A 23,485-nucleotide genomic window follows, 5' to 3' on the forward strand; every position below is an offset into this window, starting at 1 on the left:
GCTCGTGCGCCTCCGTCGTGAACGGACGGCTGCGTTCAGGATGGACGGATTGTTCGTGACGCCGGCAAGAGGACCGTCGCGGTCGTGCCGCGGCCGACTTGGCTGTCGAACCTGAGTTCACCCTTAAGAGCGTCAACGTGCGATTTGACAATGGCCAGCCCGAGGCCAACGCCGTCATGGTCGCGGACCAGCGGCCCCTGGCGTTGCCAGAACGGCTGCGTCACGTTGTCGATCAGTTCCGCCGGAATACCAACACCCTGATCCCTGACCGATACTCCAATCGCACCATCGGCATCCCGGAAGGTGCGTAGCTGTACGGACGCACCGGAAGCCGAAAACTTGATGGCGTTCGACAGCAGGTTCTGCAGGACCTGATACAGGACCGCACCGTCGACGTTCAACGGCAGCAAGGCGTCGTCCCGGTCGACAGTGACGTCGATGCTTTTCTGCAGTGCGGTCGGGCCAAGGTCCCTGACCACAGCGTCCGCCACGTCGTTGATAGCACTGCGCGCGCCGCTCTCCGACAGGTTGGTCCGCTCCGAGCGTGAGAAGTCCAGGATCACCTCGATCATGCTCAAGAGTTTCGAGCCGCTACCGATGATGTCCTCGACGTATGCACGGTAGTGGTCATGGCCAAGCGGGCCGAACAGCTCCTGCTTCATCAGGTCAGCAAACCCGATCACGGCGTTCAACGGCGTGCGCAACTCATGGCTCATGTTCGCCAGGAACTCCGACTTTGCGGAACTCGCCGACTCGGCTCTGATCATCGCCTCGGTGATCTCCATCTCCCGATGCTTCAACTCGGTGATGTCGGTGTACACGCAGACCACCCCGCCTTCGGCGGTCGGCCGTTCGTCGATGAGGAACCATCGCCCGTCCAGACACTCGCGCACCACCGGCCTGCTGGTTTCGGCGAGCGTCGCCATACGCTCGGCAACCCAGTCGTGTCCCCGACCGACGGCATCGACCGGCGCCCGCGACGTTTCGGCATAGCACTCCATGATGACGTCGAAGCGACCACCGGGACGCGCCGTCGAGCCGGCTTCGCCAAGCATGTCGACGAAGCGCGCGTTGCAGATAACCAGACGATGATCCGGACCGAACAGGGCAAATCCATCGGTGATTCGCTCAACGGCGTCTCGCAGTCTTTCGACGGCTTGGCGAGCCGCCGATTCGGCGCCGATCCGGGCGCTGATGTCCCGCAGGACGATCACAAAGGTCAGCTCCGGCGCTGCGGTCTCGGCAACCGTCAATTCGATCGGCACCTGCACTCCGCTGCCTCGATCGGTTGCAGCCGCGATGATCTGGTGGCCGCGAACCGAGTCATGCAGAGCTCGCTCCGGCTCATCTCGGACCGCCCGCGCCCAGAAACCGACCAGCCACCCCTCGACCCGTGAGCCGCGCAGTTGCTCGGCTGGCACCTTGAACAACCGCTCGGCGCCGGCGTTCGCCGTCAGAATTCGCGCATCGCGATCAACGGTGATGATGGCGTCGAAACTGGCGTCCACGACCTGACGCATATAGGCGTCTTGCTGTGCGAGGAGCGCAGACTGCCGGCGGCGTTGCACGCCTTGTTCATGGATGCGCACAACCGCGAGGTGACCCGCAAGCACCAGCGCAACCACAAGCGGGAAGCTGAAATCCACCAGGAGCGCCGCCCCGAGCGCCATCACCGCCGCGGCCGAGGACATCACCACGCCAAGGCCAACCGCCGCCGCCCCGAGCGACGCCAGCCCAAGGCACGGCGCACCACCGACCAGGGCCAGGCCGATCGCGACGGCCGCTGCGAGTTCGAGCGTCATCAGGTATGCCGGGCGCGCCATGACCCGGTCACCGAGAATCGAATCGATCGCCATGGCCTGGAACACCGCGCTCGCGGTGCCAACTCCGGATGCGGTCTTGACCGACACCCCGATGCCCGCCGCCGAGACCCCTACCACAGCGATACGCCCCTGGACGTCACGGTCGGAGCCGTCGCCCTTCAGCAACCGGTGGGCGGCAATCACTGGAATCCGTTCAGAACCGCTCGCGTCAATCCAGAGTCGACCGCGCTTGTCCGTCGGCACGAACCGGTCGCCAAGCAGGATGCCGTCCGGACCGGAGGTTGATGGCACCCGAAGAATGAGATTGCCGGCACCCGCCGCGGTGCGGGCCGCCTCGACCGCCAGGCCGGGAAGCATCGTCCGGTCGACAACCATCGCACCCGGAACGGTCCGCACCACGCCGTCCAGGTCCGGGTAAAGATTTATGATCCCGACACCCAGGCTTGCCTGTTCGATGACCGGAAGGGGGCGAACAACGCCGGTAGAGGCCGGTAGGCCGATAGGGATCGGAGCGCCGTGCACTGCCATGCGCCCGATGATCGGATCACGGCCATTCGCTGTCGGGCCGGATGCGGTCGCTGCCGCTGCAGACACTACACGGCCCCGGCCCATCGCCCGGGCCAGGACCGCATCGTTGTCCTTGGCGCGTTCTTCGGCCGACAGCGCTGCAGGTTCGATATCGGAGACGGCCCCAGACAACCGAGCCGGCGACATCCGGTCGGCTTCCGCCAGCAGCATGTCGAACACGATAACCGACGCCTGGGCATCGACCAGTCTGTCGACAACCTGTCCCAGCGTACCCCGCGGCCACGGCCATTGACCGAGGGTCGCCAGGCTCTCCTCGTCAATATCGACGACCATCACGGCCGGTGGCTGCGATGCCGTCGACCGCAGGCTGGCAATGGCATCGAAGCTCCAAAGGCGCATCGCCGTCAGGGGAGCCACGTCGGCAAACCGCGCGAGCAGCAGCGCGCCCAGAAGCGCACATCCGATCAACCGGTCTCGCCACCGGCCGCCATGGTTGCTCGGCTCCGGCGCAAACGGATGAGGTGGCGGGATGGTCATGCCTCGATACTAGGCGCTCTTGCCGCTCGGGCGCACCACGGTACGTTGCCGCAGACCGCTCCGATCAGCGAACGGTCACCTCGACACGACGATTGCGCGGCTCGTCGACACCGTCGGCCGTGCGCACCACCGGATCGCGTTCGCCGAACGAGTCCACCCGGATCAGCCGTGGCGATATTCCCAGATCAAGCGCTATCTGCCGAACCAGTTCGGCACGCCGGAGCGCCAAAGTATCATTGACGTCACTGGCTCCTACCCGGTCGGTGTGGCCGGCGATCTCGACGCCCGGCAGGACGCGCTGGCGTATAACCTCGAGCAGTGCCGGAAGCACGGCCTGGGACTGTGGGGTCAATACGTTCGTGCCAGCCTCGAAGTACAACAGCACGGTGACCGGCGCCGGTGGTTCGGCACCGAGAGCACCGCCGAAGATCTCGCGGACATCGCGCTCGCCGAGCGTCCCCGTGCTATCCGGTGCCGCACCACCCGCTGCAACAACAGCACTCGCCCGCACGGTGTCGAGCGTGACTGCACCGAGAGCGTTCTGCAGATCGACGGCCCCGACCGCACCCCCGGCGTCGGCGAGGAGAACCACGACAACGCCCTTCAGCCCAGCCTCAACCACAGTCATTGCTGTATCGAAGCGGGCACGGCAGGCGGCGATATCACCCGATTGGTGGCCCTCCTCCTGTTCCTGCATCCAGCAGTCGAATCCGCCCTGGGCCTGCGCTGCGGCATTTGGGGTCAGCGCCCGCGCGCCCTCTTTCAGGGCCTGCACCAGCCTGCCCCGGGCGGCGGCCAAAGTCTCGCGGTCAGCGCTCGCCAGATCGCGCCTCTCAAGCGCTTCGGGCTCGACCCGATCGCCTGCAGCGACGTCGATGGCGCGTTGATAGAAACGAGCGGTGTCCGGCCAGTCGTACTCGGCGCGCTCCAGGTCTCCGAGCGCCACATACTCCCGGCTCAGCGTCGCGTCGAACATCGAGCTCGGCGGAGGGCTGGTCGCGAGCCGGTCGGCGTCGAACGGCCCAAGGGTGCAACCGGAGAGCAGAAACGCGACCGCGGCAATCCAGTTCGTGGGGGACGAAAGGCGTGTGACGGGCATTGTCTAGTTTCCGGCCGTAGATGGCAACCGGACGGCAAAGCGGGTGCCGCGCACCGCAATCACCGAAATCGGTGTGTGGATCTTGGTCCGCTCCGGCGCCAGCTTCCCGATCTTGCCGGACGAATACAGCATGGTTCCGCCGAGTACAGAGCCGAGGAAGCCGAATGCCCCGCGTTGCGGCACATACTCATACTCGGTGAACTCGAACAGCGAGTTCGGTCCGAGCGAGATCAGCGTGCCATCATCCAGTGTAACGCCTACTGAGCCATTCGCTCCGGTGCGCAACCGGTCATGCAGGTTGACCCCGATTCCGGCATCCGCCGGGATAACCGCATCCGATCGCAACAGCGCAACCTCGCCTTCGGAGATCTTGACGATCCCGATCGCGGTATCCTGCGCATGCGCAACGGCTCCCCAAAGGAACCCGAGTCCAACGCCGACCACTGCGCTCAAGAACAAAAGGTGTCTGCATACCGTGCTCATCGTCCACAGCCTGACCCTGTTCGGCGATCACGGTCAAGGCGCCTTTACACCTCTGGACGGCCTGTCCAGCCGTGCTAGCGTCCCCACCATGCTGATGTCCCGCATTGTCCTCTTCATCGCCTCAATCCTGCTGGCCGCTGCCGTTGCGCTTGCGGCGATCGGCGCCCACGCCGTTCCGGACGCCGCGCATCCCGGTGGGCTCTGGTGGACGGCGGTTTTCTGGCACGCGGTTACCGGTGTGGGTCTGTTCGCCGTGGGGGCCGCCTGGGGCCGGTTCCACTGGGCGTGGGGGACGCTGGGAGCGACACTGATGCTTGTCGGGGTCGTGCTGTTCTCCGGAACGCTCTACGTCAAGGGCATCAGCGCCTGGGAAACCGGCAGTTTCCTGACGCCGACCGGCGGTACTCTGCTGGTTTTCGCCTGGTTGGCCATGGCCGTTGCAGCCCTGCGCAACCCGCGTTGACGGTTGGCTTCATTCGGATGTGACGTTCATCGACAATTCTGGAATAGGGATAGGACACGGTTATGGCCGGACGCGTGCAGGACAAGGTTATCGTGGTTGCTGGAGCCGGGTCGGTTGGTCCGGGCTGGGGCAACGGCAAGGCTTCAGCGGTGCTCTATGCACGCGAAGGTGCAACGGTCTATCTGATCGACCGGGTGTCCGAAGCGGTCGAGGAGACCCGCCGCATCATCGAGTCGGAAGGCGGTCGGTGCCACGCCGCGGACGGTGACCTTACCGACAATGCCACGGTCAAGGCGCTGCTCGACGACTGCGTGCAGCGCTTCGGCAGACTTGACGTCATCCACAACAATGTCGGCGGCTCGATGCCGGGCGGTGTCGCGGAAATGGACGAGGCCACCTGGGATCGCCAGATGGACCACAATCTGAAGACCGTCTACCTCGGCTGCCATCATGCCATCCCGCACATGCGCAAGACGGGGGGCGGCGCCATCGTCAACGTCGCATCGGTTGCCGGGTACCGTCACATCGGGTCGCACATCCACGCATATGCCGCCACCAAGGCCGGCGTCGTGCAGATGTCGCGTGCCATCGGGGTCAGCTATGCCAAGGAGCGTATCCGCTGCAACACCGTGGTGCCGGGCCTGATGCACACCCCGCTGGTCGAGACGCGGCTGGCCGGTCAGCGGGCGGGCGGCGACGCGGAAGCGCTGATCGCCAAGCGAAACGCCCAGGTGCCGATGGGGCACATGGGCGACGCCTGGGACGTCGCCTATGCCGCTCTGTACCTGGCATCCGACGAAGCCAAGTACGTTACCGCAACCGAGATCGTGGTGGATGGCGGCCTGATCATGAGTGCGCCGCTGTAGCGCCCCGCTCACCATCGTTCACGTTCCGTCGAGGTCCCCCGTATCGCCGTTACCTGTGTCCTGTCGGATCATTACGTGTGGGTACGTGATGAATCCGTGGAGGGGCATCAGCATGGGGATCGTTATCGCCTTCCCGCAGCGGCCGAAGACAATCGCCTTCGGCCCGGAGGACCACGCGGCGCTCGACCGTCTTGTTGCGCGAACGCGCCGGGCCGGGGCCGTACGCTGGGAGATCGAGGATCGGGTTGGTCAAGCCCGTGCCTATGTGCTCGGCGCGGAGGACGAAACGCTGCTGATCGTCACCAAATGCCGGAGCGGGATCACGGTCAGCAGCGGCTACGCCCACGAGCTGCTGTGGCAGGGCGACCGGCTCGCGGGGTACTGAAGCAGTCGGCGACGCCGCCGGATCTTCTCAGGCCCGTCGAGGCTGCGCCACCGGGAGCCGGCCGCGCGCTTACTCCACGGTCAACGACGGTAGTCCAGCCGCTCCAGTCCAGTAGGGCCACGGTCGCGGGGCACCGCAAGCCTGAACAGCCCCCAGAACAGCAGCGCGTAGAAAACCCAACCGACGACGTCCAATGCTTCCATCACGACACCCGCACTGGTTGCCAAGCGTATGGATTATCATTGCCGAGCCTTAACGGAAGATTAACGCCCGGCCATCCGCGACCGCGCACGAACGCCGGGCGTCCACCCTGTTGGCGGTTTAACCCTTCGGCCGGATCAGAACAATTTGCCGAAATACAGATAGGCGGCGGTCCGGCCGCCATCGCCCTGCCCCAATGCCAGGTAACTGGCGCCGAGCGGGGTGTCCGCGCCGAGAAAGACGCTGCTGCCGAAGGCGTTCTGGTCGAAGCTGTCCGGCCCGGTATCGCCGTCGAGCCGCGCGGCCTCAAATGAAGCGCCTGCGTAAATTGGCAGATCGAAGAACAGCGGTGCCTTCTCGGTGAGCCGGCGCATGTACAGGAAGCGACCGTGCAGCAAGGTCTCCGTCGACAGTTCGTCACGGGTGTAACCGGACAGACTGAACAGGCCACCGACCGTGAAGCGGTCGTAGGTCGGCAATTCGCTGCTCAACGACGTGCCACCGCCGGCGCCTACGATCATGGTGTTGGATCCAAAGGTGAAGGCCTGAACCGCCGTGGCGTCCAGCTTCACGTAGTTGCTGTCGGCCCCGAGTTCCTCGCGGGAGACGCCCAGGTTCATGCGCAGCAAAGTGCCCTCGTTCGGAAATCGAACGCTGTCCAAAGTGTCGTAGAGCAGGCTGGCATCGGCCGAGCCGATGTGGAAATCGCCCGTGGTTCCGCTGGCCGCCGATCCGGTATGCAGGTCCACGTCCCCGACGCCGAAGCGCAGCCCAATCCGGGTATCGAGTTCGGTGCCGACCTCGTAGCCGAGCTTCAGGGCCGTCTCCATCCGCGTGGTGCGGAACTCGTTGACATTGCCATTCGTGCCGTAGGCCCGAACGTCGCTGCGCACATAGTTCAGCGACGGCAGCACGTAGAAGCCGGTCTCCGGCTGCAGCGGCTGATAGAACTCCGTCAGGATGCGCTGGGTGCTGCCGAAGGCGACTTCGTTGCGCGACTCTGCACCGTAGGCATTGAGGGCCGTCAGTGTGAATCCCGCACCGATCATGTAGCTGCTGTCTCCGTCGACATCGCTTTCCAGCGCCAGGCCCAGCCGAAGATAGTCCTTGGCCCAACTCTTCTCCGTGGCGGTCACCACCATGCCGGTCTCGCCGTTCCGGTCGACCAGCGCGTAATCGACCTGTTCGAACAGCCCGGAGCCGTAAAGCTGCGAGAAATCTTCCTCGACCTGCTTCACGTTCAGCGGCTGGCCAATCTGCTGTCGGATGTTGGAGGTCAAACGACGGTCGGACAGCGCCGTGCGGTTGTCCACGTCGATGAAGGCGATGACCGGCGTCTGCACCTTCTCCGTTCCGCGCGCGGCAATCTTGGCGGCATAGGCGGTCTCGTCCAGCGACAACGCCCGCAGCCGGTCGGTCTGACCTCGGGCCGCCGCTTCGCCCGGAGCAATCATCTCAAGGATCTTGTCGAAATCGGTGGATGCTCGGGTGCCTAGATCCGGTTGGATCAGGATGTCCTGCGGTTGCAGGTTGGCGATCTGCGTCAGTGAGTTCTGCTGCACGAGGACCGCCAGGATCTGGCCGGCGATATCGAGGCTGGACGTCAGTTGATCGCGCTTTTTCAGGATCGTCGGAATATCGACCACGATAAGAACTTCGGCGCCCATCGCACGGGCCACGTCAGCCGGGAGGTTGTTAGCTACCCCCCCATCGACCAGCAGCTTGCCGTCAATCTCAACGGGCGGAAGCAACCCAGGCACCGACATGCTTGCCCGCATCGCCGTCGCGAGATTGCCGCCCTTCAAAATCACCTGCTGGCCGGTCTCCAGATCCGCCGCTACCGCGCGGTAGCGAATCGGAAGCTGGTCGAAATCGGTGACGTTGCGAGCCCGCACGGTCAACTCGCGCATCATCAGAGTCAGCCGTTGGCCCTGAATGATGCCCGCCGGCAACTGCAGGGCACCGTCCTTGATGCCGAGCTTGAGGTCGAGGAGAAAGCCATAGTCCTCCTGCTTGCGCCGGACCGGCAAAGAACCACGCGGTGGGGTGTCGCGGAAGGTCTTGGCCCAGTCGATGTCGCTGACGACCGCTTCCAGTTCGTTGGCGGGGAGCCCAAGCGCATACAGCCCCCCAACGATTGAGCCCATGCTGGTCCCGGTAATGATGTCGATCGGGACACGCAGTTCCTCGAGCACCTTCAGGACGCCGATGTGCGTCGCGCCCAGCGCGCCCCCACCGCTCAGCACGAGGCCAATGACCGGGCGTCGGGCCGTCGGGGCTGGGGCAGCGGCAGCAGCCTCGGACGCCGGCGGACCCGCGGTAAGCAGCAATGCCCCCACTGACGCCAACAGGCCGAGCTTCCGCACCAGCGTCCGCGGCGCGGACCAGTCAAACACCAGCCTCATCATTCTCCCCCCAAACCAGATATGTTGCGCCGCCGAGCCGACGCTCACCGGTTCCCAAGACCGCCCGGGACAGCATAGCGGCAACGGCAACGCCGGATAGTCGCTTCGGTCGAATGAATGCCGACCGTTCGCCGCCTCGATGCCTGCCCCACACCCCGCACCGCAGCGTGCCGCACGTTGATCGTCCGTTCTGATATCAATTGTTTAAACTATGATTAAGCATGGCGCCCGCTGCTCCGAGCGCCAAGCGTCTCTGCCGCGTCGGTACGCAGCAAGCAGTAGGCACCGCCTGCCCGACGGGCTAAGTTTCGGCAACCGTTAACGGAGCCCTGCCATGACTGCCGACAGCATGATGACCGAGCGTGTTTCCCGTCTCGACAAGCTGCAGATCCTGGTTGGCCTGCTTGATGCCACGATCGATCACGAGCGCCATCGCGACACGCCTTTCGAAGCGCCGTCATGGCTGGTCAAGCACTACCCGCACGTCGACCCGGACGACCTGGACGATGTCCTGGATGCCGGCCGGCACGCACTGACCCGCATCACCGCTCGGTGAACGAGCTTCCCGTGGACTAACCGGCCGGCGCTTTCCGAGTCAGACCAGCAACAACCCGTCGAAGAATGTCGCGTATGGACAGCATGGCTCCTTTTGGCCGGTCCAAGCCGAACACCAGCCGAACGGTCTCATGATCCTGTAGGAGAAACGGTCCGTCGGCCACGGGGCGTGCCACATCGAAGTCTGGATGACCCTCCGCCACAAGCAGCAGGTTCTCACACGTGAAACGCCGATCTCCGATTATACCTACCACTCGGGCCAGCGCTCGGTACCCGGCCTTGTCGATCGCGGCCAGGACATCCAGGTGGCGGTAGCTGCGCTGACTGCCGAGATCCTGTACCAGGATGTGCCCGGCATCGGTCAACGTCGCATTCCAATTTTCTAAGTAGTAGCCGAGTGCGGAGTCCGACATTTCCGCCAAATTGGAGTTCGAAATGATCCCGTCATAACGACCGGCAAGCGCAATATTCGCCCGCCACCATGGAAACAGCTTGCTCCGGAACTTCCTGGGTATGTCAACGCCAAGTCCGCGTTGAGCCGTCTGCGAAACGTCGCCATCTGTTTGACCAGTAGAAATCAGAGCATGATTTTGAAATGCCTCTCCGTAGCAATGTGAACAAATCGATGCCTGCATCACAAATAGTGACTGGGTGATCTCTACCAGATCGAAACAACTGACTGCGTCATCAACACTCATGAAAAACGCAATCAGCCCCAGTCCAGACCCAAATTCAAGCACTCTGGACCGGCTCGGCAACCCTCGAAGCTTTGTATATACGGCATACTGCGCAATGAAATCCACGATCGGAATTGGAACCGTGGCGTCAGGGAATAACGTTCGGTACCAACCTACGTACCGAGTGATTCCGATGATCAAGCTCTGAAGATCGTCGTCCCGCAATCCATCCAGTTCGCCGATCAATTCCGGCCACCGGCCAAGCCCGTGGAAGCCGATGAGCAACGGCTTGATCTGATCGACATGTTTCAACCGGCTGAGGAACCCCGCCTTCTCGAAGGTGACCGGGCTCAGATCCACACCCTTCGCCCAGACTAGAGTGTCCGAGAGTGCGGATCGTTCAGCCTGATCGTAGGACGTGATGTCCAAAGCGCGACCCCCCAGGTATTACGCACATCGCGCGAGCAGCAGCTATCAATCCGAGTCTGCGCGCTTGCTACAAGATTCCGAGATCGGCGTCACCGGATTACAGGTCATCATCACGATCCTTTGGCAAGCCTCACTGTCATCGCGACGGCCGACCATTCAGCCGTCAGTCCGGCACCGTCTCACGGCACACCACTGACCGAATCGGCACGATCGACCCCGGAGAGTTCGATCAGCCAGCGTTCCAACCGTCGTGCCGACACCGTTGAGGGAGTCCCGGCCTGTCTGCACAAGTAGTAGGCGGCGCCGGTCGGGTCGGCCGCGCCGAACGGCGCGACCAAGACGCCCCGGGTCAAACGATCATCGACGAGCGGGCGTCGCCCGAGGGCGAGGCCATGGCCGCTCTCGGCGACCTGCAGTGCCTGCTCCATGGCATCCATGGTGACGGCACCGGACAGACTCGGCGGTGCCAGTCCGCGGGCCCGGGCCCATTCCTCCCATTCATCGGGGAAGCGATCGTTGACGATCAGCCGAACTCGAGCGAGCGCTGTCAGCGGATTCTCTTCCTCGTCAAGGGTCAGGTAGCCGGGCGCACACACCGGAAGAGCCGTCTCCTCCAGCAGGAAGGTGGCATCAAGCCCCGACCAGGTGCCCTTGCCGTGGCGAATCGCCAGATCGATCTGGTCGCGGCGCAGATCCACCACCCGGGTCGTGGTCACCAGTTGGAGTTCAACATCGGAATAGGTCCGCTCGAACGCTCCGAGCTTTGGAATGAGCCATGTCGCCGCCAGCGACGGCGGCAACGTCAGGCGGACCACGCCGCGCCCGTCCGGTCGCAGCATCGCCTCGGTCGCCGACTGGATCTGCCGGATGGCCGGGTCGATCTGTTCGAGGTAGCGACGGCCGGCAGACGTCAATTTTACCCCGGCGCCCGAGCGATCGAACAACGAGGTACGCAAATAGTCTTCAAGCCTGCGGACCTGATGGCTGATGGCCGACTCCGTCACACCCAGGCTCTCCGCGGCATTCCGGAACCGCTCATGGACCGCTGCCGCGTGAAACGCGCGCAGAGCGGCAAACGGCGGCAAGCTGACACGCGAGTCATCCATCCGCCGAGGGTGGTGTTAACCTGAATGAAATTCAAGCGGCTGCAGGACGGCAGGTCGTTCCCACAAGGGGTCGGCCGCACAGGAGTCGGGTTTCATGAACTACGATGTCTGCATCGCCGGCGGCGGGATCATGGGCCTGAGCACTGCGGTGTTCCTCAAGCGCCTGGATCCAGCCATATCGGTCTGCATCATCGAACCGGACCCGTCCTACGAATTCTCGTCGACCTTGCGTGCATCCGGTGGGGCCCGCCGACTGTTCTCCGGTCCGGAGAACATCGCGATGTCCAGCTACAGCATCGACTTCCTGAAGCGCTTCGATGCCGAGATGGCGGTGGACGGCGACGCCCCGGCCATCGACTGGCGCGAGCAAGGTTACCTGTTCCTGGTCCCGCCGGCGGGTGTCGCGTTGCTGGAGGCGAACATCCGAACTCAGAGGGGACTCGGGGTCGAGGTGACCCTGATGGATCAGCCGGCGTTGAAGCGGCGGTTCCCGTCAATCAATGTCAACGATGTCGGCGCCGCCGCGCTGTCTCCGCGCGACGGCTGGTGCGATCCGAACGGTGTTCTTCAGGGCTTTCTGCGCAAGGCACGCGCCACTGGAACGGACGTCATTCGGAATCGGGTAGTCGGCCTACGCGCGCGAAACGGCGTCGTTCGATCGGCGGCCCTGGCGAGCGGCGGTTCGCTTGAGGCAGACACTTTCGTAGTCGCTGCCGGCGCCTGGTCGCCGCAGGTGGTTGCGTCAATCGACATGCCCCTGCCGATCGCGCCGATGCGCCGGTTCGAGCACTATTTCACCACACGGACACCGATCGAGCCGCTGCCGTTCGTGAAGGATCTGGACCGGCTGGCGTTTCGGCCCGAGGGCGCCGGCTACACCGGCAGTCTCGTCAACTCCGAAGAGCCGCGTGGGTTCAACTTCGATGTCGATCACGACTATTTCGAGACCGTCGTCTGGCCGGCACTGGCCCACCGGTTCCCGGCCTTTGAGGCCACCAGATGCCACCGATCCTGGTCAGGGCTGTACGAGCAGTGCGAGTTGGACGGCAACGCAATCATCGGAAACTGGCGGCAACGCCATCCTAACGTCTACGTGATTGCCGGGTTCTCCGGACACGGCCTTATGCACGCGCCGGCCGCCGGCCGAGGCATTGCGGAGATGATCGTGCACGGCGCGTTCCAGACCATCGACCTGACCCGGCTGGGGTACGATCGGGTCCTGAACAACATGCCTTACCGGGAACTCGGCATCCTGTAGCGGCGGCGATCAATACAACCGGGTCGTGTAGGCTTCCTCCAGCCGCTTGTCCGCCGCTTCGGCATCGATGCCGGCGACCTGATCGGCAATGATTCGGCCGAGTGACGGAAAGCCGCCCTTCTCGATCCGGCTGTCCGGATCCCACAACTTGGCGCGAATCAGCGACCGGCCGCAGTGAAAGTAGACCTGCCGGATCGTCACCTCCATGCCCGACGCGGGAACCTGGCCACGCACGGCCAACGGTTCCAGCGCGGCCGGATCGGTCACGATCCGCGCCGTACCGTTGGCCCGCAGCGTCTCGCTCACACCCGGCACCATGAACAGCAGCCCAACCTCCGGGTCCTCGACCACGTTGCCGAGCGTATCGAGCAGGTTGTTGCCACGCCGGTCCGGTATCAGCAGCGTGTGGTCGTCGATCACTTGGACGAAACCCGGCGCATCGCCGCGCGGCGAGCAATCAGCGCCAGCCGATCCGCGCGACGCGATCACCAGGAACGGGCTGAGCGCAATGAAAGCCCGCGCGTGCTTGTCGAGCTTCGACATCAGCTTCTTGCGCGCCGCCTCGCCGGGCGCATCGTAGGTCGCGCGCAAGGCGTCGGCGGTATCGATGGCGGTCATGGGATTCCTCTCGTCAACGCGGTCCGTGATCTGACCCGATGCGTGTTTTCATCGCCACGTTTCGCGGTTCTTGGCAACGATGACAGGACCAAACCTCATCCGTTCGATCGGACCAAGAGTGTGCGCGGATCATCGTCTCGATGACCGCCGGATCTGTTGCTATGGTCGCTGCCTCGACACTCGTCGCCAGGTTTCCAGATGGTTGATCCCTGCCCGCTGATCGATGTTTCCGGCACACCAATCGAACGCGGCCGGCAGTACGGAACACAGGCGGCCGAACGCATCGCCAAGGGTGTCGCGCACTACACCTCGCAGCTTGACGGCCTGGGCCTCAGCTGGCCGGAGGTCCGGTCCCTGGTTGCCGACTACCTGCCGGTGATCGAGCGGTTCGATGCCGCTTACGTCGAGGAGATGCGCGGCATCGCCGACGGCGCAGAAATGCCGTTCGAGCAGATCGCACTGCTGAATGCCCGTACCGAGATCCTGAAACTCGGCGCCCGGCCGGATCTGCGGGCGAAGCTGGCCGCCGCGGAGGACCCCGACGGTTGCACCGGTCTGGTGGCGCTGCCTGGCGCCACCCGTGACGGCCGCCTGATCCACGCCCAGAACTGGGACTGGAAGGCCGAATGCGCGGAAACCGCCGTGGTCCTGCGGATCCGCCGCGACGACGGTCCCGACATCCTGACTTTCACCGAGGCCGGAGGACTGGCCCGCTGCGGCCTTAACGCCGCCGGCATCGCGATCACCGCCAACTACCTGGAATCCGATCGCGACTACTCGCAGATCGGCGTCCCGCTCGCCCTGATCCGCCGCAAGGTTCTGGAGACCGAGCACCTGGCCCTGGCGATGCGGACGGTCTACGCCACGCCGAAATCGCCGTCGAACAACATGATCGTCAGCCACTGCGGGGGCGTGGCGATCGACTTCGAGTGCGCGCCGGACGAGACCTTCCAGGTGCACCCGCAGGACGGCCTGCTGGTGCACGCCAACCACTGGCAGAGCCCGGTGGCGCTGGCGAAGCTGAAGGACACCGGCATCGCCAACACGCCGGACAGCCTGTACCGCGACATCCGGGTCCGCGACCTGCTGGCCCCGCAGATCGGCCGGATCACGGTCGACGGCGTGAAGACGGCGCTGTTCGACGACTTCGCCTCGCCGTGGTCGGTCTGCCGGCCGCCGCGGCCATCGCTTACCACCAACCTCAGCGCCACCGTTGCCATGATCGTCATGCAGCCGGCGCTCGGCCGGATGGACGTGGCGATGCTGCCGGCGCTGAACCGCGAGTTCCAAACCTTCAGCCTGGACTGAGCACCGGGCGACCGACACGGGGAGACCATCGGGCATGCCAGCACAGAACAGAGTGGCGTTGATCACCGGAGGCGGCGGCGGGATCGGCGAGGCACTCTGCGCCGCGATCGCCGCCGCCGGCACACGGGTTGCCGTGGTCGACCAGGACGAGTCCGCCGCCCTCCGGGTGGCGCAGGCGCTGGGGGACCAGGCCGTCGCAATCGCCGGCGACATCTCAACGGAATCCGGCTGTGCGGCTGCGGTCCGGGCGACCGAGCAACGTCTTGGCCCGGTTGACATCCTCGTCAACAACGCCGGCATCGGCCTCAGCGCGCTGCGTCCCGATGGCGAGCGCAACCTGCCCGACCTGCAGGAGGTCACCCCGGAGATCTTCGACCGGTTCATCGCGGTCAACCTGCGCGGCCCGTTCCTGCTCACCCGGCTCGTCACGCCGGGCATGCGCGAGCGCGCTTGGGGCCGGGTCATCAACAACACCACCAGCTTCTTCACCATGCTGCGTACCTTTCCCTATGGCGCGCTGAAAGCATCCCTGGAAGCAGCCTCGGCGGTCTGGGCGACCGAATTGGAAGGGACCGGCGTGACGGTGAATGTCCTGGTTCCGGGCGGCCCAACCGACACCGCGTTCATCGGTGACGGCAGCGGCATGGACCGCGCCACCATGCTGCGGCCCGAGGTGATGGGACCGCCCGCGGCGTGGCTGGCATCGCCAGGGTCTGACGGCTTCACCGGCAAGCGGATCATTGCCGCCTACTGGGACCCGGCGCTGGATGCAGACGCGGCCGTGGCCAAGGCAGCAATGCCGATCGGCTGGCCCGAACTCGCACAGGCGACACGGGTCTGGCCGAAAGCCGTGGACTGACCTTCCCGGTCCAATTCGGCAAATGCGCTGGATTGAATTCAATATCTTTGCCGAGCGCGGCCGGCGTCTGGTAAGGAGGTGACCATCCTCCACCCTGCGCGCTCGCGAGGGAATTCGCCGCATGGACACGTTCGACTACGTCATCGTCGGTGCCGGATCTGCCGGCTCGGTGCTCGCCAACCGATTGACCGAGGACGGCACCGCAACCGTCTGCGTTCTGGAGGCAGGACCGTCCGACTGGCATCCGTTCATCCACATCCCGGCCGGCTTCATGAAGACCATGGTCGATCCGGCGGTGAACTGGCTCTACGACATGGAGCCGAGCGAGTGGACCGGTGGCCGGCGGATCAAGGCGCCACGCGGCAAGACATTGGGCGGATCCAGCTCGATCAACGGCCACATCTACAATCGCGGCCAGCGCATGGATTTCGACGGCTGGGCGCAGCGCGGCAACCACGGCTGGGGATACGCCGACGTGCTGCCGTACTTCCGGCGTTCGGAAAAGCGCGAGGGTGCAGGCGACGACACCTTCCGCGGCCGTGACGGCAACCTGGTGGTCACCGACATCGACTGGCGTCATCCGCTGTGCGAGGCGTTCATCGAAGGTGCCACCACCCTCGGCATTCCGCGCAACCCCGACTACAACGGCGCCATCCAGGAAGGTGTGTCCTACGCCCAGCGCACCATCTCCAAGGGCCGGCGGATGAGCGCGGCCCGCGCCTACCTGCACCCCGCCATGAAGCGCCCGAACCTGACGGTCATCACCGACGCCCATGCCACCGCGCTGATGCTCGACGGCAAGCGTGCGACCGGCGTGCGCTACAACAAGGGCGGCCGCCACGGCATCCCGCTCGAGGTCACAGCGCGGCGCGAAGTCATCCTGGCCGGCGGTACCTACAACTCGCCGCAGCTGCTGCAATTGTCCGGAATCGGTCCGGCCGCGCACCTCAAGGCGCTAGGCATTCCGGTGCAGCACGACCTGCCGGGTGTCGGCGAGAACCTGCGTGACCACTACGCCCCGCGTTTCGTCGCCCGCGTCAAAGGCACCGACACGATCAACGAGGAGGTTCGCGGTACCCGCCTTGTCGGCCAGGTCCTGCGCTGGCTGGCCACCCGGAAGGGCATCCTCTCGCTCAGCCCGACCCTGGTGTACTGCTTCTGGCATTCCGACGAGGCGGCGCGGAACAGTGACGTGCAGTTCACCTTCACCCCGGCCAGCTACAAGGAAGGCGTGCAGTCACGGCTCGACGACCACCCGGGCATGACCGTGGCCTCGTGGCAGCAGCGCCCGGACAGCAAGGGCTATGTTCGCGCCCGAAACGCCGATCCGTTCGAGGCCCCGGTTATCCAGCCGAACTACCTTGCCCAGGAGAGCGACCGGCAGGTCCTGCTGAAGGCGATGAAGCTGGCCCGCCGGCTGCTCGCCACCAAGCCGCTGGAGCCGTACTACGACGGCGAGGAGTATCCCGGTCCGAACGTGCAGACCGACGACGAGTTGCTGGCGGCCGCCCGCGAGCGCGGCACCACCACCTTCCACCCCATGGGCTCGTGCCGGATGGGACCCGAGACCGACCGGACCGCCGTTGTCGATGACCAGTTGCGGGTTCGCGGGATGGAAGGACTGCGGGTGGTCGACGCCTCGGTGATGCCAACCATGCTGTCCGCCAACCTCAACGCGTCGGTCATCATGATCGCCGAGAAGGCCTCCGACATCATCCGCGGGCGGCAGGCCCTGGAGGCTACGATCCTGCCGGACTGACCGGCGCACGCAGATGTCAATTGAACCGAGCGCGTCATCCCCGCATGCTGTTTGCCGTGTAGGCGGGCTCCCGGCCCGACCTGGAAGCGGGCAGGAGGAATCATGCGATATCTCGTACGTGCGGCCGCCGTCGGAGCGGTGATCCTGGCGACATTCGGCGGCGCGGTGGCCGCCGACGTGATCGCCGAGCGCAAGGAAATCATGAAGGGCAACGGCGCCGCCATGAAGGCGATCAAGGCCGCTGTCGAAGGTGGCAAGGCGACGGATGCCGTGGCACCGGCCGAGTCGATCGCCGCCAGCCTGAAGAAGTTCCCCAGCCTGTTCCCCAAAGGCTCGGGCGAGGGCGACACCGATGCCATGCCGGCGATCTGGACCGACTGGGCCGAGTTCGAGAAGGCGTCCGCCAACACCTCGGCCGCGGCCGAGAAGCTGGCGATGGTCGCCAAGGGTGGCGACGCCAGCGCTACCGGTGACGCATTGAAGGCCCTCGGCGGCACCTGCGGCGCCTGCCACAAGCCGTTCCGCAAGCCCAAGACCTGACCGACTCAGGGTGACGCGCCATCCGGCGCGTCACCTCGCCACCGCAAAACGTCCCTGCCCTTGCCATAACCGACGGGAAACCGCCGGACTGCAAGTATGTCGGGAACCGATGACAACGATGATCGTGTGGGACACCGCTCTCGGCTCCGCCAGCGGTTTCTTGCCGCCGGTGCCGAAGCCTTGGCCGACTACGAACTGTTGGAACTGCTGCTGTTCCTGGCCAAGCCGCGTGGCGACGTGAAACCGCTGGCCAAGCGGCTGGTCGCACGGTTCGGGTCGTTCGCCGAGGCAGTCAGCGCCCCGGTCGAGGCGTTGGAGCGGATCGATGGAATGGGCGAAGCCTCGATCGTCGCCCTGAAGACCGCCCAGTCGACGGCCGCCCGGCTGCTGGGCCAACCGCTGCTCAACCGACCCCTGCTCTCAAGCTGGACCCAATTGCTGGACTACTGCCGGGTCGCCCTCGCCTATCAGGCGGTCGAGGAGGTGCGGGTACTGTATCTCGACCGCAAGAACCGCCTGATCCGCGACGAACGCCAGGGCCGCGGCACCGTCGATCACACTCCGCTGTATCCCCGCGAAGTGGTCAAGCGCGCGCTTGAACTCGGCGCGTCGGCGGTGATTGTCGTTCACAACCATCCATCCGGCGACCCGACACCGTCGCAGGCGGATATCTCCGTGACCCGCCAACTTGGCGAGGCCCTGTCCACGCTCGGCCTGACCTTGCACGATCACCTGATCGTGGGTCGTGGCGGGCACACCAGCTTCCGCTCGGCCGGGTTGCTCTAGGCGGGCTCCTCGAACGGCCGGGCGCCGGTCTCGCGCAGCAACAGGGTCAGCAGCGCGCCCAGCCCGCAGGTTGCCGGAAGCACCAGGAAAGCCGCCTGGTAGGTGTCCAGGCTGTAGACCCGGGCGCCGGCCACCAGCGTGCCGCTCCAACCGAGATCGAGCAGCCAGCCGACCAGCGGCTGCAGGACCGCGCCGGAACCGACCACGAAGCCGTTCACGATGCCCAGTGTCACACCGGCCGACCAGGACGGCGTGTTCTCGCGCGCCACCGCGAAGCACAGCACCATCGAGGCGGCACCCATGCCCTGGAAGAACAGGACGACCGCCAGCGACTCGATCGTCAGGCCCGGCAGGTAAACCGCTGCGGCAATACCGGCGGTCGCCATCACGCCGCCGAACGCCATGAACGGCCGGCGCCGGCTGAAGCGATCCGACAGGAACCCCCACAGCGGCGCGCCGATGCCCCAGCCGACGAACAGCACGGACACCAGGGCTGCCGCCTCGGCCTTCGGCAGGCCGTAGGCCTGCTCGACATAGGGCACGCCCCACAGCCCGCCGAACGCCAGCATGCTGCCGGTCATGGACATGCCGAAGCCCGACGCGACCCACACCTGTCCGGTGCTCGCCGCCCGCTTCAGGCCGGACAACAGGCTGCGCTTCTGCGTCGGCGTACTGGAGGCCGGGCGCTTCTTGTCGCGCAGCACCAACCCGGTGGCCACCGCCAGCGCCAGGCCGAACACCGCCAGGCCGCCAACCGCCGCCCGCCAGCCCACCGCCTCGACCAGATAGCCGAGCGGCGCCTGCCCGAGAATCCCTCCGACGACGCCGAGCATCTGAGCCCAGCCGCCGAGCGTGGCGAACCGGTTCGGCGGGAACCACAGGGCAGCGTAGTTGAGCGCCCCGACAAAGCTGAACGCGCATCCGAAGCCGATCATCAGCCGGCCGAGCGATGCGAACCACAGATCGTCAGCGACGGCAAACACCAGCGATCCGGCCCCCGCCAAGGCGGCCGCGACCGTCACCAGACGGCGCGGCCCGTAGCGGTCCATCAGCACTCCTACCGGGATCTGCGACCCTGCGTAGGAGTAGTAATAGAACGCCGACAGGTTACCGAGCAGCGCACCGCCGACCGCGAAATCCCGCATCAGGTCGTCGACCATCACCGACGGCGCCACCCGCTGCACGAAGGCGTACAGGAAGAACACCGCACACAGGAACCAGCCGAAGCCGAGCAGGGCCGCGCGCGGAGCAGCGGAGTGCGTTTCGTTGGATATGGTCACGGAATGATCGCCACGCTGAAGGGTTGGCGAAGCTAGGCGCCGTCCACCGGCCGGGTCAAGGCGTGCAGATCGGCAGCGGTATGGTGCCAAACCATTGCATATTTTCATAGTGTGCAATTTTCCTTGCACAATAACGCAATTTCAGTTTGCATGACATGCAAACTTAATGTCGGAAGGCACGATGAATTTGATCGATCAGAGCCTTCAACGGATTGGCGACGCCATCCGCGATCGACGGACCAGCCGTCGAATGACGCTCGGTGACCTGGCCGAACGCAGCGGACTGTCCGTGTCGTTCCTGTCGCGGGTCGAGCGCGGGCAGGCGCAGTCCTCGGTCGGCAACCTGATCCGCATAGCCGATGCGCTGGGCGGATCCATCCACGACCTGATCGGCCCGCCCGACACTGCGGCCCCCGATCATGGGTTCGCGGTGTTCCGGTCCGCCGGGTCGATGCCGCGGTCGATCCCGGCCACCGGCTACCGGTGGACCCCGGTCTCGACCGGCGGACCGGGCCGGGCCATCGAGGCGACGTTGCTAGAACTCCCGGCCGCCGGCACGGCCGACACCCGCTTCGCCCACCCCGGCGAGGAGATCTGTTTCGTGCTGGAAGGCCGGGTGCGTTTCGTGGTCGGCGAACGGACGACCCTGCTGGAAACCGGCGACGCCATCCATCTGCGCTCCGATATCCCGCACACAGCGGGGGCCGCCGGCGACGCACCCGCCCGCGTGCTGATGATGACGCATCACGCGTCTGGACCAGGTGGGCATTCCGATTGGTGGAACCAGGGTGCGACCGCCCTGTCACCGGACGCACCAGCAAGGGACAAAGAACGATGAGCGAGCAGACCGCACCGATCGCCCGGCACGGGCACCAGGCGTTCGAGGCCCGGCACCGCGACGACCTGGAGTGGGAGACCATCCGCTGGCCGGGCGAGACCGGCAAGATGCTGTTCCATCCGCGTCCGGAACGGCCGACCGAGCCGAACGCCGGCATCCTGCGCCTGGAGCCGGGCGCCCATCATCCCGTGCACCGGCACGACTTCGCCCAGGTCTGGTACATCCTGGAGGGCGAATTCCACATCGGTGGCGGCGTCTACGGGCCGGGCACGATGCTGTTCCACCCGGACCCGCACTTCGAGGACGAGTTCCGGACCGACACCGGTGGCGAGATCCTGATCGTCCAGTATCCGGGGCCGACCACCGGCGGGCGCCCGATCTACGACGATCGGTTCAACAAGGCGAGCCGCAAGCCGATCGAGGCCGAGCGCACCGACCTGTGAGCGGGCGGGTCAGGCGACGATATCGACGATCGAACCGCGCGGTGCGGAGGGGTTCAGGCGGCGGATCTGCTCGGCCGCGTGTTCCAGGTTGAATTGCCGGCGATCCGCCTCGTTGTCGAGCGGTTCGGCCTTCAGCACATCGTCCAGTTGCGGAGCCGCGCTGCGGGTGCGGAAGCCGAACGCCTCCTGCAGGCCACGGGCGAGCCGGGACGGGGCAAGCGCGTTGCTTGATCCTTGGGGAATGGGGGCGAGAGGGGAAGCCCCCGTCGGGCCGATCGCCATTCTGCCGCTCCTCGAAAACCCTTGAGCATCCCGCCCAGGACGTCTCAGAACCTGAGTAGATCATAATTAAGTGGTATTTTAAATAAAATTGTCAATATTGTGAAATTGCAAGCTAGGCCAGGATATCGACCACCTTGGCGGTTGCCCGCGCGGTCGCCTGACGCCCGACCGACTGAAAGTACTCCGACCGCTCTGCCGGACTGAGGGCGGCTACTTCCGATAGCAACGCCAGCTTGACCAGCGGCTGGTTCACCGGCTCGCTTGCGAGGTCCGAGCCCGAACCGGCGAGACGCACCTTCTCCGGGCCCACAAGCTTGGAGTGCGGGATCGGAGGGGGAACGCCGGGTATGCTGTTGACCATGTCGGGACCCTGCCTGGAGCCCGCAGTTTCCCACAATCCGGCCGATGTTGCGAGTCGCCGACATTTCCGTTCAACGGACATCCCTGGTGTTGCTTCGGGAAACCAGGAAGACGCCGAGCGCAATCAGGGCCCCGGCCCAGCCGATGCCGGCCGGCAGCGTCTCGCCGAGAACCAGACTGGCGATCCCGGCCCCGGCGGCCGCGCCGACCGCCCCGATCTGGCTGAGGTAGACCGGGCCAGCCAACCGCTGCAACACGAAGTACAGCATGTACATGGCCGCGAAGGTCAGCGTCTGGGCCGCCAGCAAGACCGCTGAGGAGCCGTCGTGAGCCGGAATCGCCATGTCGATTCCGATCACGGGCGCACCGATGAACAGCAGCATCGCCGCCCCAAGCAGCATCCCGGGCGCCAGCGACAACGACGACGCGCCGGCCGGCCAGCGCAGGGTGCGGTAGATGTTACCGGCGGCGATGATGACCGGCGCGCTCAAGGCGACCCCGATCCACAGCAGGTTGGCCTCCGGCTCCGAGGCCTTGGACCAGGCGAGAACGACGGCTCCGGCAATCCCTGACAGCACCCCGACCGCCCGGACCAGACGTGCCCGCTCCATCCCGCCGGCTAGTGCCATCGCGTAGGTGTATAGAGGCGGGAACGCGAACAAGAGCGCCACGAACCCCGCACCGACATGGGGTACGGCGGCGAACACCAGGGCGTTGGACAGCGCCACGCTCAGCAGGCCCGACACCAGGAAGTACTCGACGGTACGTCGGTTCAGCGGCGGGCGGTTCCCGCTTGCGACAGCCGAGATGAGCAGGATCAACCCGGCCCCCAGGACCGACCACGCCAGGAACGCCACCGGCGCGGCCCCGGCGCCGACCGCCAGCTTCACCAGGTTGGCGGTGATGCCGATGAACGAGCCAACCACCAGCAGGCACAGGACCGGCACGAAACGGGCGACCGGCGATGCGGAAACGGATTCGGCGTTGGCACTGGCCATCATGCTCTCCATCATCGAGGTGTCGGTGCGACGCAGCGGCGATGCTTGTTTCGCTCTCGCGTGGGTACTATCTCGTCATCAACTATCTTGATGTCAAGATACATGGAGCAAAGATGGATAGAGCCGAGTTCGCCGTTTCGCAATGGGCCAAGGAACGCCCGGACCTGGACCTGCTGCCGATGGTGGTGCTCGCACGCCTGGGAATTGCCGCCCGTACCGTCGCGAAGGACCATCTGGAACCGCTGTTCGCGCGCTTCGGGCTGGGTCGCGGCGAGTTCGACGTGCTGGCGACCCTGCGCCGGGCCGGAAAGCCTTATGCCCTCAGCCCGACCGGTCTCTACGAAGCCACGATGGTGACGTCCGGCACCATGACCAGCCGGCTCGACCGGCTGGAACGGGGCGGCCTGATCCGGCGGGAGAACGACCCGAACGACCGGCGCGGCACCATCGTGGTGCTGACCGAGAAAGGCTTCTCGTTGATCGACCAGGCGGTCGGCGCCCACGTGGAGAACGAGACCCGGGTCCTGGCCGGCCTCAGCCGCGCCGAACAGCAACAACTGAACGAACTGCTGGCCAAGCTGCTGGCGAGCCTGGGGTAG

25 protein-coding genes are annotated in these 23,485 nt (G+C 65.5%); 13 read left to right on the forward strand and 12 right to left on the reverse strand.

The window, feature by feature from the left end:
- Window positions 1-35: 35 nt before the first annotated feature.
- From RIC54_RS22095 to RIC54_RS22105, 3 genes are all read right to left on the reverse strand, one after another.
- Window positions 36-2,888: a CHASE2 domain-containing protein gene (locus RIC54_RS22095; protein WP_350096657.1), complete on the reverse strand. Its 2,853-nt coding sequence runs from the start codon at window positions 2,886-2,888 to the stop codon at window positions 36-38.
- Window positions 2,889-2,952: 64 nt separating this feature from the next.
- A complete protein-coding gene (locus RIC54_RS22100) occupies window positions 2,953-3,987 on the reverse strand; it encodes an OmpA family protein (protein ID WP_350096659.1) in 1,035 nt (344 codons plus the stop codon).
- Between the two features lie 3 nt (window positions 3,988-3,990).
- Window positions 3,991-4,446, reverse strand: a complete 456-nt coding sequence (locus RIC54_RS22105; RefSeq protein WP_350096661.1) for a FecR family protein — start codon at window positions 4,444-4,446, stop codon at window positions 3,991-3,993.
- Between the two features lie 16 nt (window positions 4,447-4,462).
- On the opposite strand from RIC54_RS22105, the gene RIC54_RS22110 reads away from it, so the two are divergent.
- From RIC54_RS22110 to RIC54_RS22120, 3 genes are all read left to right on the forward strand, one after another.
- Window positions 4,463-4,933, forward strand: a complete 471-nt coding sequence (locus RIC54_RS22110) for a DUF423 domain-containing protein (RefSeq protein WP_350096663.1) — start codon at window positions 4,463-4,465, stop codon at window positions 4,931-4,933.
- Between the two features lie 62 nt (window positions 4,934-4,995).
- Window positions 4,996-5,799, forward strand: a complete 804-nt coding sequence (locus RIC54_RS22115; RefSeq protein WP_007670996.1) for an SDR family NAD(P)-dependent oxidoreductase — start codon at window positions 4,996-4,998, stop codon at window positions 5,797-5,799.
- A 112-nt stretch (window positions 5,800-5,911) separates the two neighbouring features.
- Window positions 5,912-6,184, forward strand: coding sequence for a hypothetical protein (locus RIC54_RS22120; protein ID WP_350096665.1), 273 nt, complete (start codon window positions 5,912-5,914; stop codon window positions 6,182-6,184).
- A gap of 80 nt (window positions 6,185-6,264) precedes the next feature.
- Here the strand turns inward: RIC54_RS22120 and RIC54_RS22125 are convergent, their stop codons facing one another.
- Together RIC54_RS22125 and RIC54_RS22130 are read right to left on the reverse strand one after the other, a co-directional pair.
- Complete coding sequence (locus tag RIC54_RS22125) at window positions 6,265-6,387, reverse strand: hypothetical protein (RefSeq protein ID WP_350096667.1); 123 nt, start codon at window positions 6,385-6,387, stop codon at window positions 6,265-6,267.
- A 135-nt stretch (window positions 6,388-6,522) separates the two neighbouring features.
- Window positions 6,523-8,781 (reverse strand): patatin-like phospholipase family protein, encoded by a 2,259-nt coding sequence (locus RIC54_RS22130; protein ID WP_350096669.1) that lies wholly within the window; start codon window positions 8,779-8,781, stop codon window positions 6,523-6,525.
- Between the two features lie 343 nt (window positions 8,782-9,124).
- Between RIC54_RS22130 and RIC54_RS22135 the strand changes: the two genes are divergently transcribed.
- Window positions 9,125-9,346 (forward strand): hypothetical protein, encoded by a 222-nt coding sequence (locus tag RIC54_RS22135; protein WP_350096671.1) that lies wholly within the window; start codon window positions 9,125-9,127, stop codon window positions 9,344-9,346.
- 16 nt (window positions 9,347-9,362) lie between these two features.
- Here the strand turns inward: RIC54_RS22135 and RIC54_RS22140 are convergent, their stop codons facing one another.
- Both RIC54_RS22140 and RIC54_RS22145 read right to left on the reverse strand, forming a co-directional pair.
- Complete coding sequence (locus tag RIC54_RS22140; protein WP_350096673.1) at window positions 9,363-10,382, reverse strand: hypothetical protein; 1,020 nt, start codon at window positions 10,380-10,382, stop codon at window positions 9,363-9,365.
- Between the two features lie 248 nt (window positions 10,383-10,630).
- A complete protein-coding gene (locus RIC54_RS22145) occupies window positions 10,631-11,557 on the reverse strand; it encodes a LysR substrate-binding domain-containing protein (protein WP_350096675.1) in 927 nt (308 codons plus the stop codon).
- Between the two features lie 94 nt (window positions 11,558-11,651).
- Here RIC54_RS22145 and RIC54_RS22150 point away from each other — a divergent pair, with 94 nt between their 5' ends.
- Window positions 11,652-12,815, forward strand: coding sequence for an NAD(P)/FAD-dependent oxidoreductase (locus tag RIC54_RS22150; RefSeq protein WP_350096677.1), 1,164 nt, complete (start codon window positions 11,652-11,654; stop codon window positions 12,813-12,815).
- Window positions 12,816-12,824: 9 nt separating this feature from the next.
- On the opposite strand, the gene RIC54_RS22155 is transcribed toward RIC54_RS22150, so the two are convergent.
- Complete coding sequence (locus RIC54_RS22155) at window positions 12,825-13,433, reverse strand: pyridoxamine 5'-phosphate oxidase family protein (protein ID WP_350096679.1); 609 nt, start codon at window positions 13,431-13,433, stop codon at window positions 12,825-12,827.
- 198 nt (window positions 13,434-13,631) lie between these two features.
- Here RIC54_RS22155 and RIC54_RS22160 point away from each other — a divergent pair, with 198 nt between their 5' ends.
- The 5 genes from RIC54_RS22160 to radC all read left to right on the forward strand — a co-directional run bounded on the left by RIC54_RS22160 (window position 13,632) and on the right by radC (window position 18,685).
- Window positions 13,632-14,741 (forward strand): C45 family autoproteolytic acyltransferase/hydrolase, encoded by a 1,110-nt coding sequence (locus tag RIC54_RS22160; RefSeq protein ID WP_350096681.1) that lies wholly within the window; start codon window positions 13,632-13,634, stop codon window positions 14,739-14,741.
- A gap of 34 nt (window positions 14,742-14,775) precedes the next feature.
- Entirely contained in the window at window positions 14,776-15,600 is an 825-nt protein-coding gene (locus tag RIC54_RS22165) for an SDR family NAD(P)-dependent oxidoreductase (protein WP_350096683.1), read from the forward strand.
- Between the two features lie 121 nt (window positions 15,601-15,721).
- On the forward strand, window positions 15,722-17,359 hold the full coding sequence (locus RIC54_RS22170) for a GMC family oxidoreductase (protein WP_350096685.1): 1,638 nt from the start codon (window positions 15,722-15,724) through the stop codon (window positions 17,357-17,359).
- 102 nt (window positions 17,360-17,461) lie between these two features.
- The gene (locus RIC54_RS22175; protein ID WP_350096687.1) at window positions 17,462-17,899 is read left to right on the forward strand and encodes a c-type cytochrome; all 438 of its coding nucleotides are present in this window, start codon (window positions 17,462-17,464) and stop codon (window positions 17,897-17,899) included.
- Between the two features lie 96 nt (window positions 17,900-17,995).
- Window positions 17,996-18,685, forward strand: coding sequence for a RadC family protein (gene radC, locus RIC54_RS22180; protein ID WP_350096689.1), 690 nt, complete (start codon window positions 17,996-17,998; stop codon window positions 18,683-18,685).
- Here radC and RIC54_RS22185 read toward each other — a convergent pair.
- A complete protein-coding gene (locus RIC54_RS22185) occupies window positions 18,682-19,965 on the reverse strand; it encodes an MFS transporter (protein ID WP_350096691.1) in 1,284 nt (427 codons plus the stop codon). The genes radC and RIC54_RS22185 overlap by 4 nt on opposite strands.
- A gap of 181 nt (window positions 19,966-20,146) precedes the next feature.
- Between RIC54_RS22185 and RIC54_RS22190 the strand changes: the two genes are divergently transcribed.
- Window positions 20,147-20,803 (forward strand): helix-turn-helix domain-containing protein, encoded by a 657-nt coding sequence (locus RIC54_RS22190; RefSeq protein ID WP_350096693.1) that lies wholly within the window; start codon window positions 20,147-20,149, stop codon window positions 20,801-20,803.
- Window positions 20,800-21,246: a cupin domain-containing protein gene (locus RIC54_RS22195; RefSeq protein ID WP_350096695.1), complete on the forward strand. Its 447-nt coding sequence runs from the start codon at window positions 20,800-20,802 to the stop codon at window positions 21,244-21,246. Before RIC54_RS22190 ends, RIC54_RS22195 begins: the two co-directional genes overlap by 4 nt.
- A 9-nt stretch (window positions 21,247-21,255) precedes the next feature.
- On the opposite strand, the gene RIC54_RS22200 is transcribed toward RIC54_RS22195, so the two are convergent.
- The 3 genes from RIC54_RS22200 to RIC54_RS22210 form a co-directional block, all read right to left on the reverse strand.
- Complete coding sequence (locus RIC54_RS22200; protein ID WP_350096697.1) at window positions 21,256-21,528, reverse strand: hypothetical protein; 273 nt, start codon at window positions 21,526-21,528, stop codon at window positions 21,256-21,258.
- A 112-nt stretch (window positions 21,529-21,640) separates the two neighbouring features.
- Window positions 21,641-21,889: a hypothetical protein gene (locus RIC54_RS22205; protein ID WP_350096699.1), complete on the reverse strand. Its 249-nt coding sequence runs from the start codon at window positions 21,887-21,889 to the stop codon at window positions 21,641-21,643.
- Between the two features lie 70 nt (window positions 21,890-21,959).
- Window positions 21,960-22,886 carry a DMT family transporter gene (locus RIC54_RS22210; protein ID WP_350096701.1) on the reverse strand — a complete coding sequence of 309 codons (927 nt, stop codon included), beginning with the start codon at window positions 22,884-22,886 and terminating at the stop codon, window positions 21,960-21,962.
- Between the two features lie 113 nt (window positions 22,887-22,999).
- On the opposite strand from RIC54_RS22210, the gene RIC54_RS22215 reads away from it, so the two are divergent.
- A complete protein-coding gene (locus RIC54_RS22215; protein ID WP_350096703.1) occupies window positions 23,000-23,485 on the forward strand; it encodes a MarR family winged helix-turn-helix transcriptional regulator in 486 nt (161 codons plus the stop codon).

This window comes from Thalassobaculum sp., from assembly GCF_040219215.1.
Lineage (GTDB): Bacteria > Pseudomonadota > Alphaproteobacteria > Thalassobaculales > Thalassobaculaceae > Thalassobaculum_A.

Coding starts and splice junctions, on each gene's coding strand:
- RIC54_RS22120 (WP_350096665.1), top strand. CDS start 5,912: ATGGGGATCGTTATCGCCTTCCCGCAGCGGCCGAAGACAATCGCCTTC.
- RIC54_RS22095 (WP_350096657.1), bottom strand. CDS start 2,888: ATGACCATCCCGCCACCTCATCCGTTTGCGCCGGAGCCGAGCAACCAT.
- RIC54_RS22125 (WP_350096667.1), bottom strand. CDS start 6,387: ATGGAAGCATTGGACGTCGTCGGTTGGGTTTTCTACGCGCTGCTGTTC.
- RIC54_RS22215 (WP_350096703.1), top strand. CDS start 23,000: ATGGATAGAGCCGAGTTCGCCGTTTCGCAATGGGCCAAGGAACGCCCG.
- RIC54_RS22155 (WP_350096679.1), bottom strand. CDS start 13,433: ATGACCGCCATCGATACCGCCGACGCCTTGCGCGCGACCTACGATGCG.
- RIC54_RS22165 (WP_350096683.1), top strand. CDS start 14,776: ATGCCAGCACAGAACAGAGTGGCGTTGATCACCGGAGGCGGCGGCGGG.
- RIC54_RS22150 (WP_350096677.1), top strand. CDS start 11,652: ATGAACTACGATGTCTGCATCGCCGGCGGCGGGATCATGGGCCTGAGC.
- RIC54_RS22175 (WP_350096687.1), top strand. CDS start 17,462: ATGCGATATCTCGTACGTGCGGCCGCCGTCGGAGCGGTGATCCTGGCG.
- RIC54_RS22160 (WP_350096681.1), top strand. CDS start 13,632: ATGGTTGATCCCTGCCCGCTGATCGATGTTTCCGGCACACCAATCGAA.
- RIC54_RS22100 (WP_350096659.1), bottom strand. CDS start 3,987: ATGCCCGTCACACGCCTTTCGTCCCCCACGAACTGGATTGCCGCGGTC.
- RIC54_RS22200 (WP_350096697.1), bottom strand. CDS start 21,528: ATGGCGATCGGCCCGACGGGGGCTTCCCCTCTCGCCCCCATTCCCCAA.
- RIC54_RS22195 (WP_350096695.1), top strand. CDS start 20,800: ATGAGCGAGCAGACCGCACCGATCGCCCGGCACGGGCACCAGGCGTTC.
- RIC54_RS22205 (WP_350096699.1), bottom strand. CDS start 21,889: ATGGTCAACAGCATACCCGGCGTTCCCCCTCCGATCCCGCACTCCAAG.
- RIC54_RS22145 (WP_350096675.1), bottom strand. CDS start 11,557: ATGGATGACTCGCGTGTCAGCTTGCCGCCGTTTGCCGCTCTGCGCGCG.
- radC (WP_350096689.1), top strand. CDS start 17,996: ATGTCGGGAACCGATGACAACGATGATCGTGTGGGACACCGCTCTCGG.
- RIC54_RS22170 (WP_350096685.1), top strand. CDS start 15,722: ATGGACACGTTCGACTACGTCATCGTCGGTGCCGGATCTGCCGGCTCG.
- RIC54_RS22115 (WP_007670996.1), top strand. CDS start 4,996: ATGGCCGGACGCGTGCAGGACAAGGTTATCGTGGTTGCTGGAGCCGGG.
- RIC54_RS22210 (WP_350096701.1), bottom strand. CDS start 22,886: ATGGCCAGTGCCAACGCCGAATCCGTTTCCGCATCGCCGGTCGCCCGT.
- RIC54_RS22135 (WP_350096671.1), top strand. CDS start 9,125: ATGACTGCCGACAGCATGATGACCGAGCGTGTTTCCCGTCTCGACAAG.
- RIC54_RS22190 (WP_350096693.1), top strand. CDS start 20,147: ATGAATTTGATCGATCAGAGCCTTCAACGGATTGGCGACGCCATCCGC.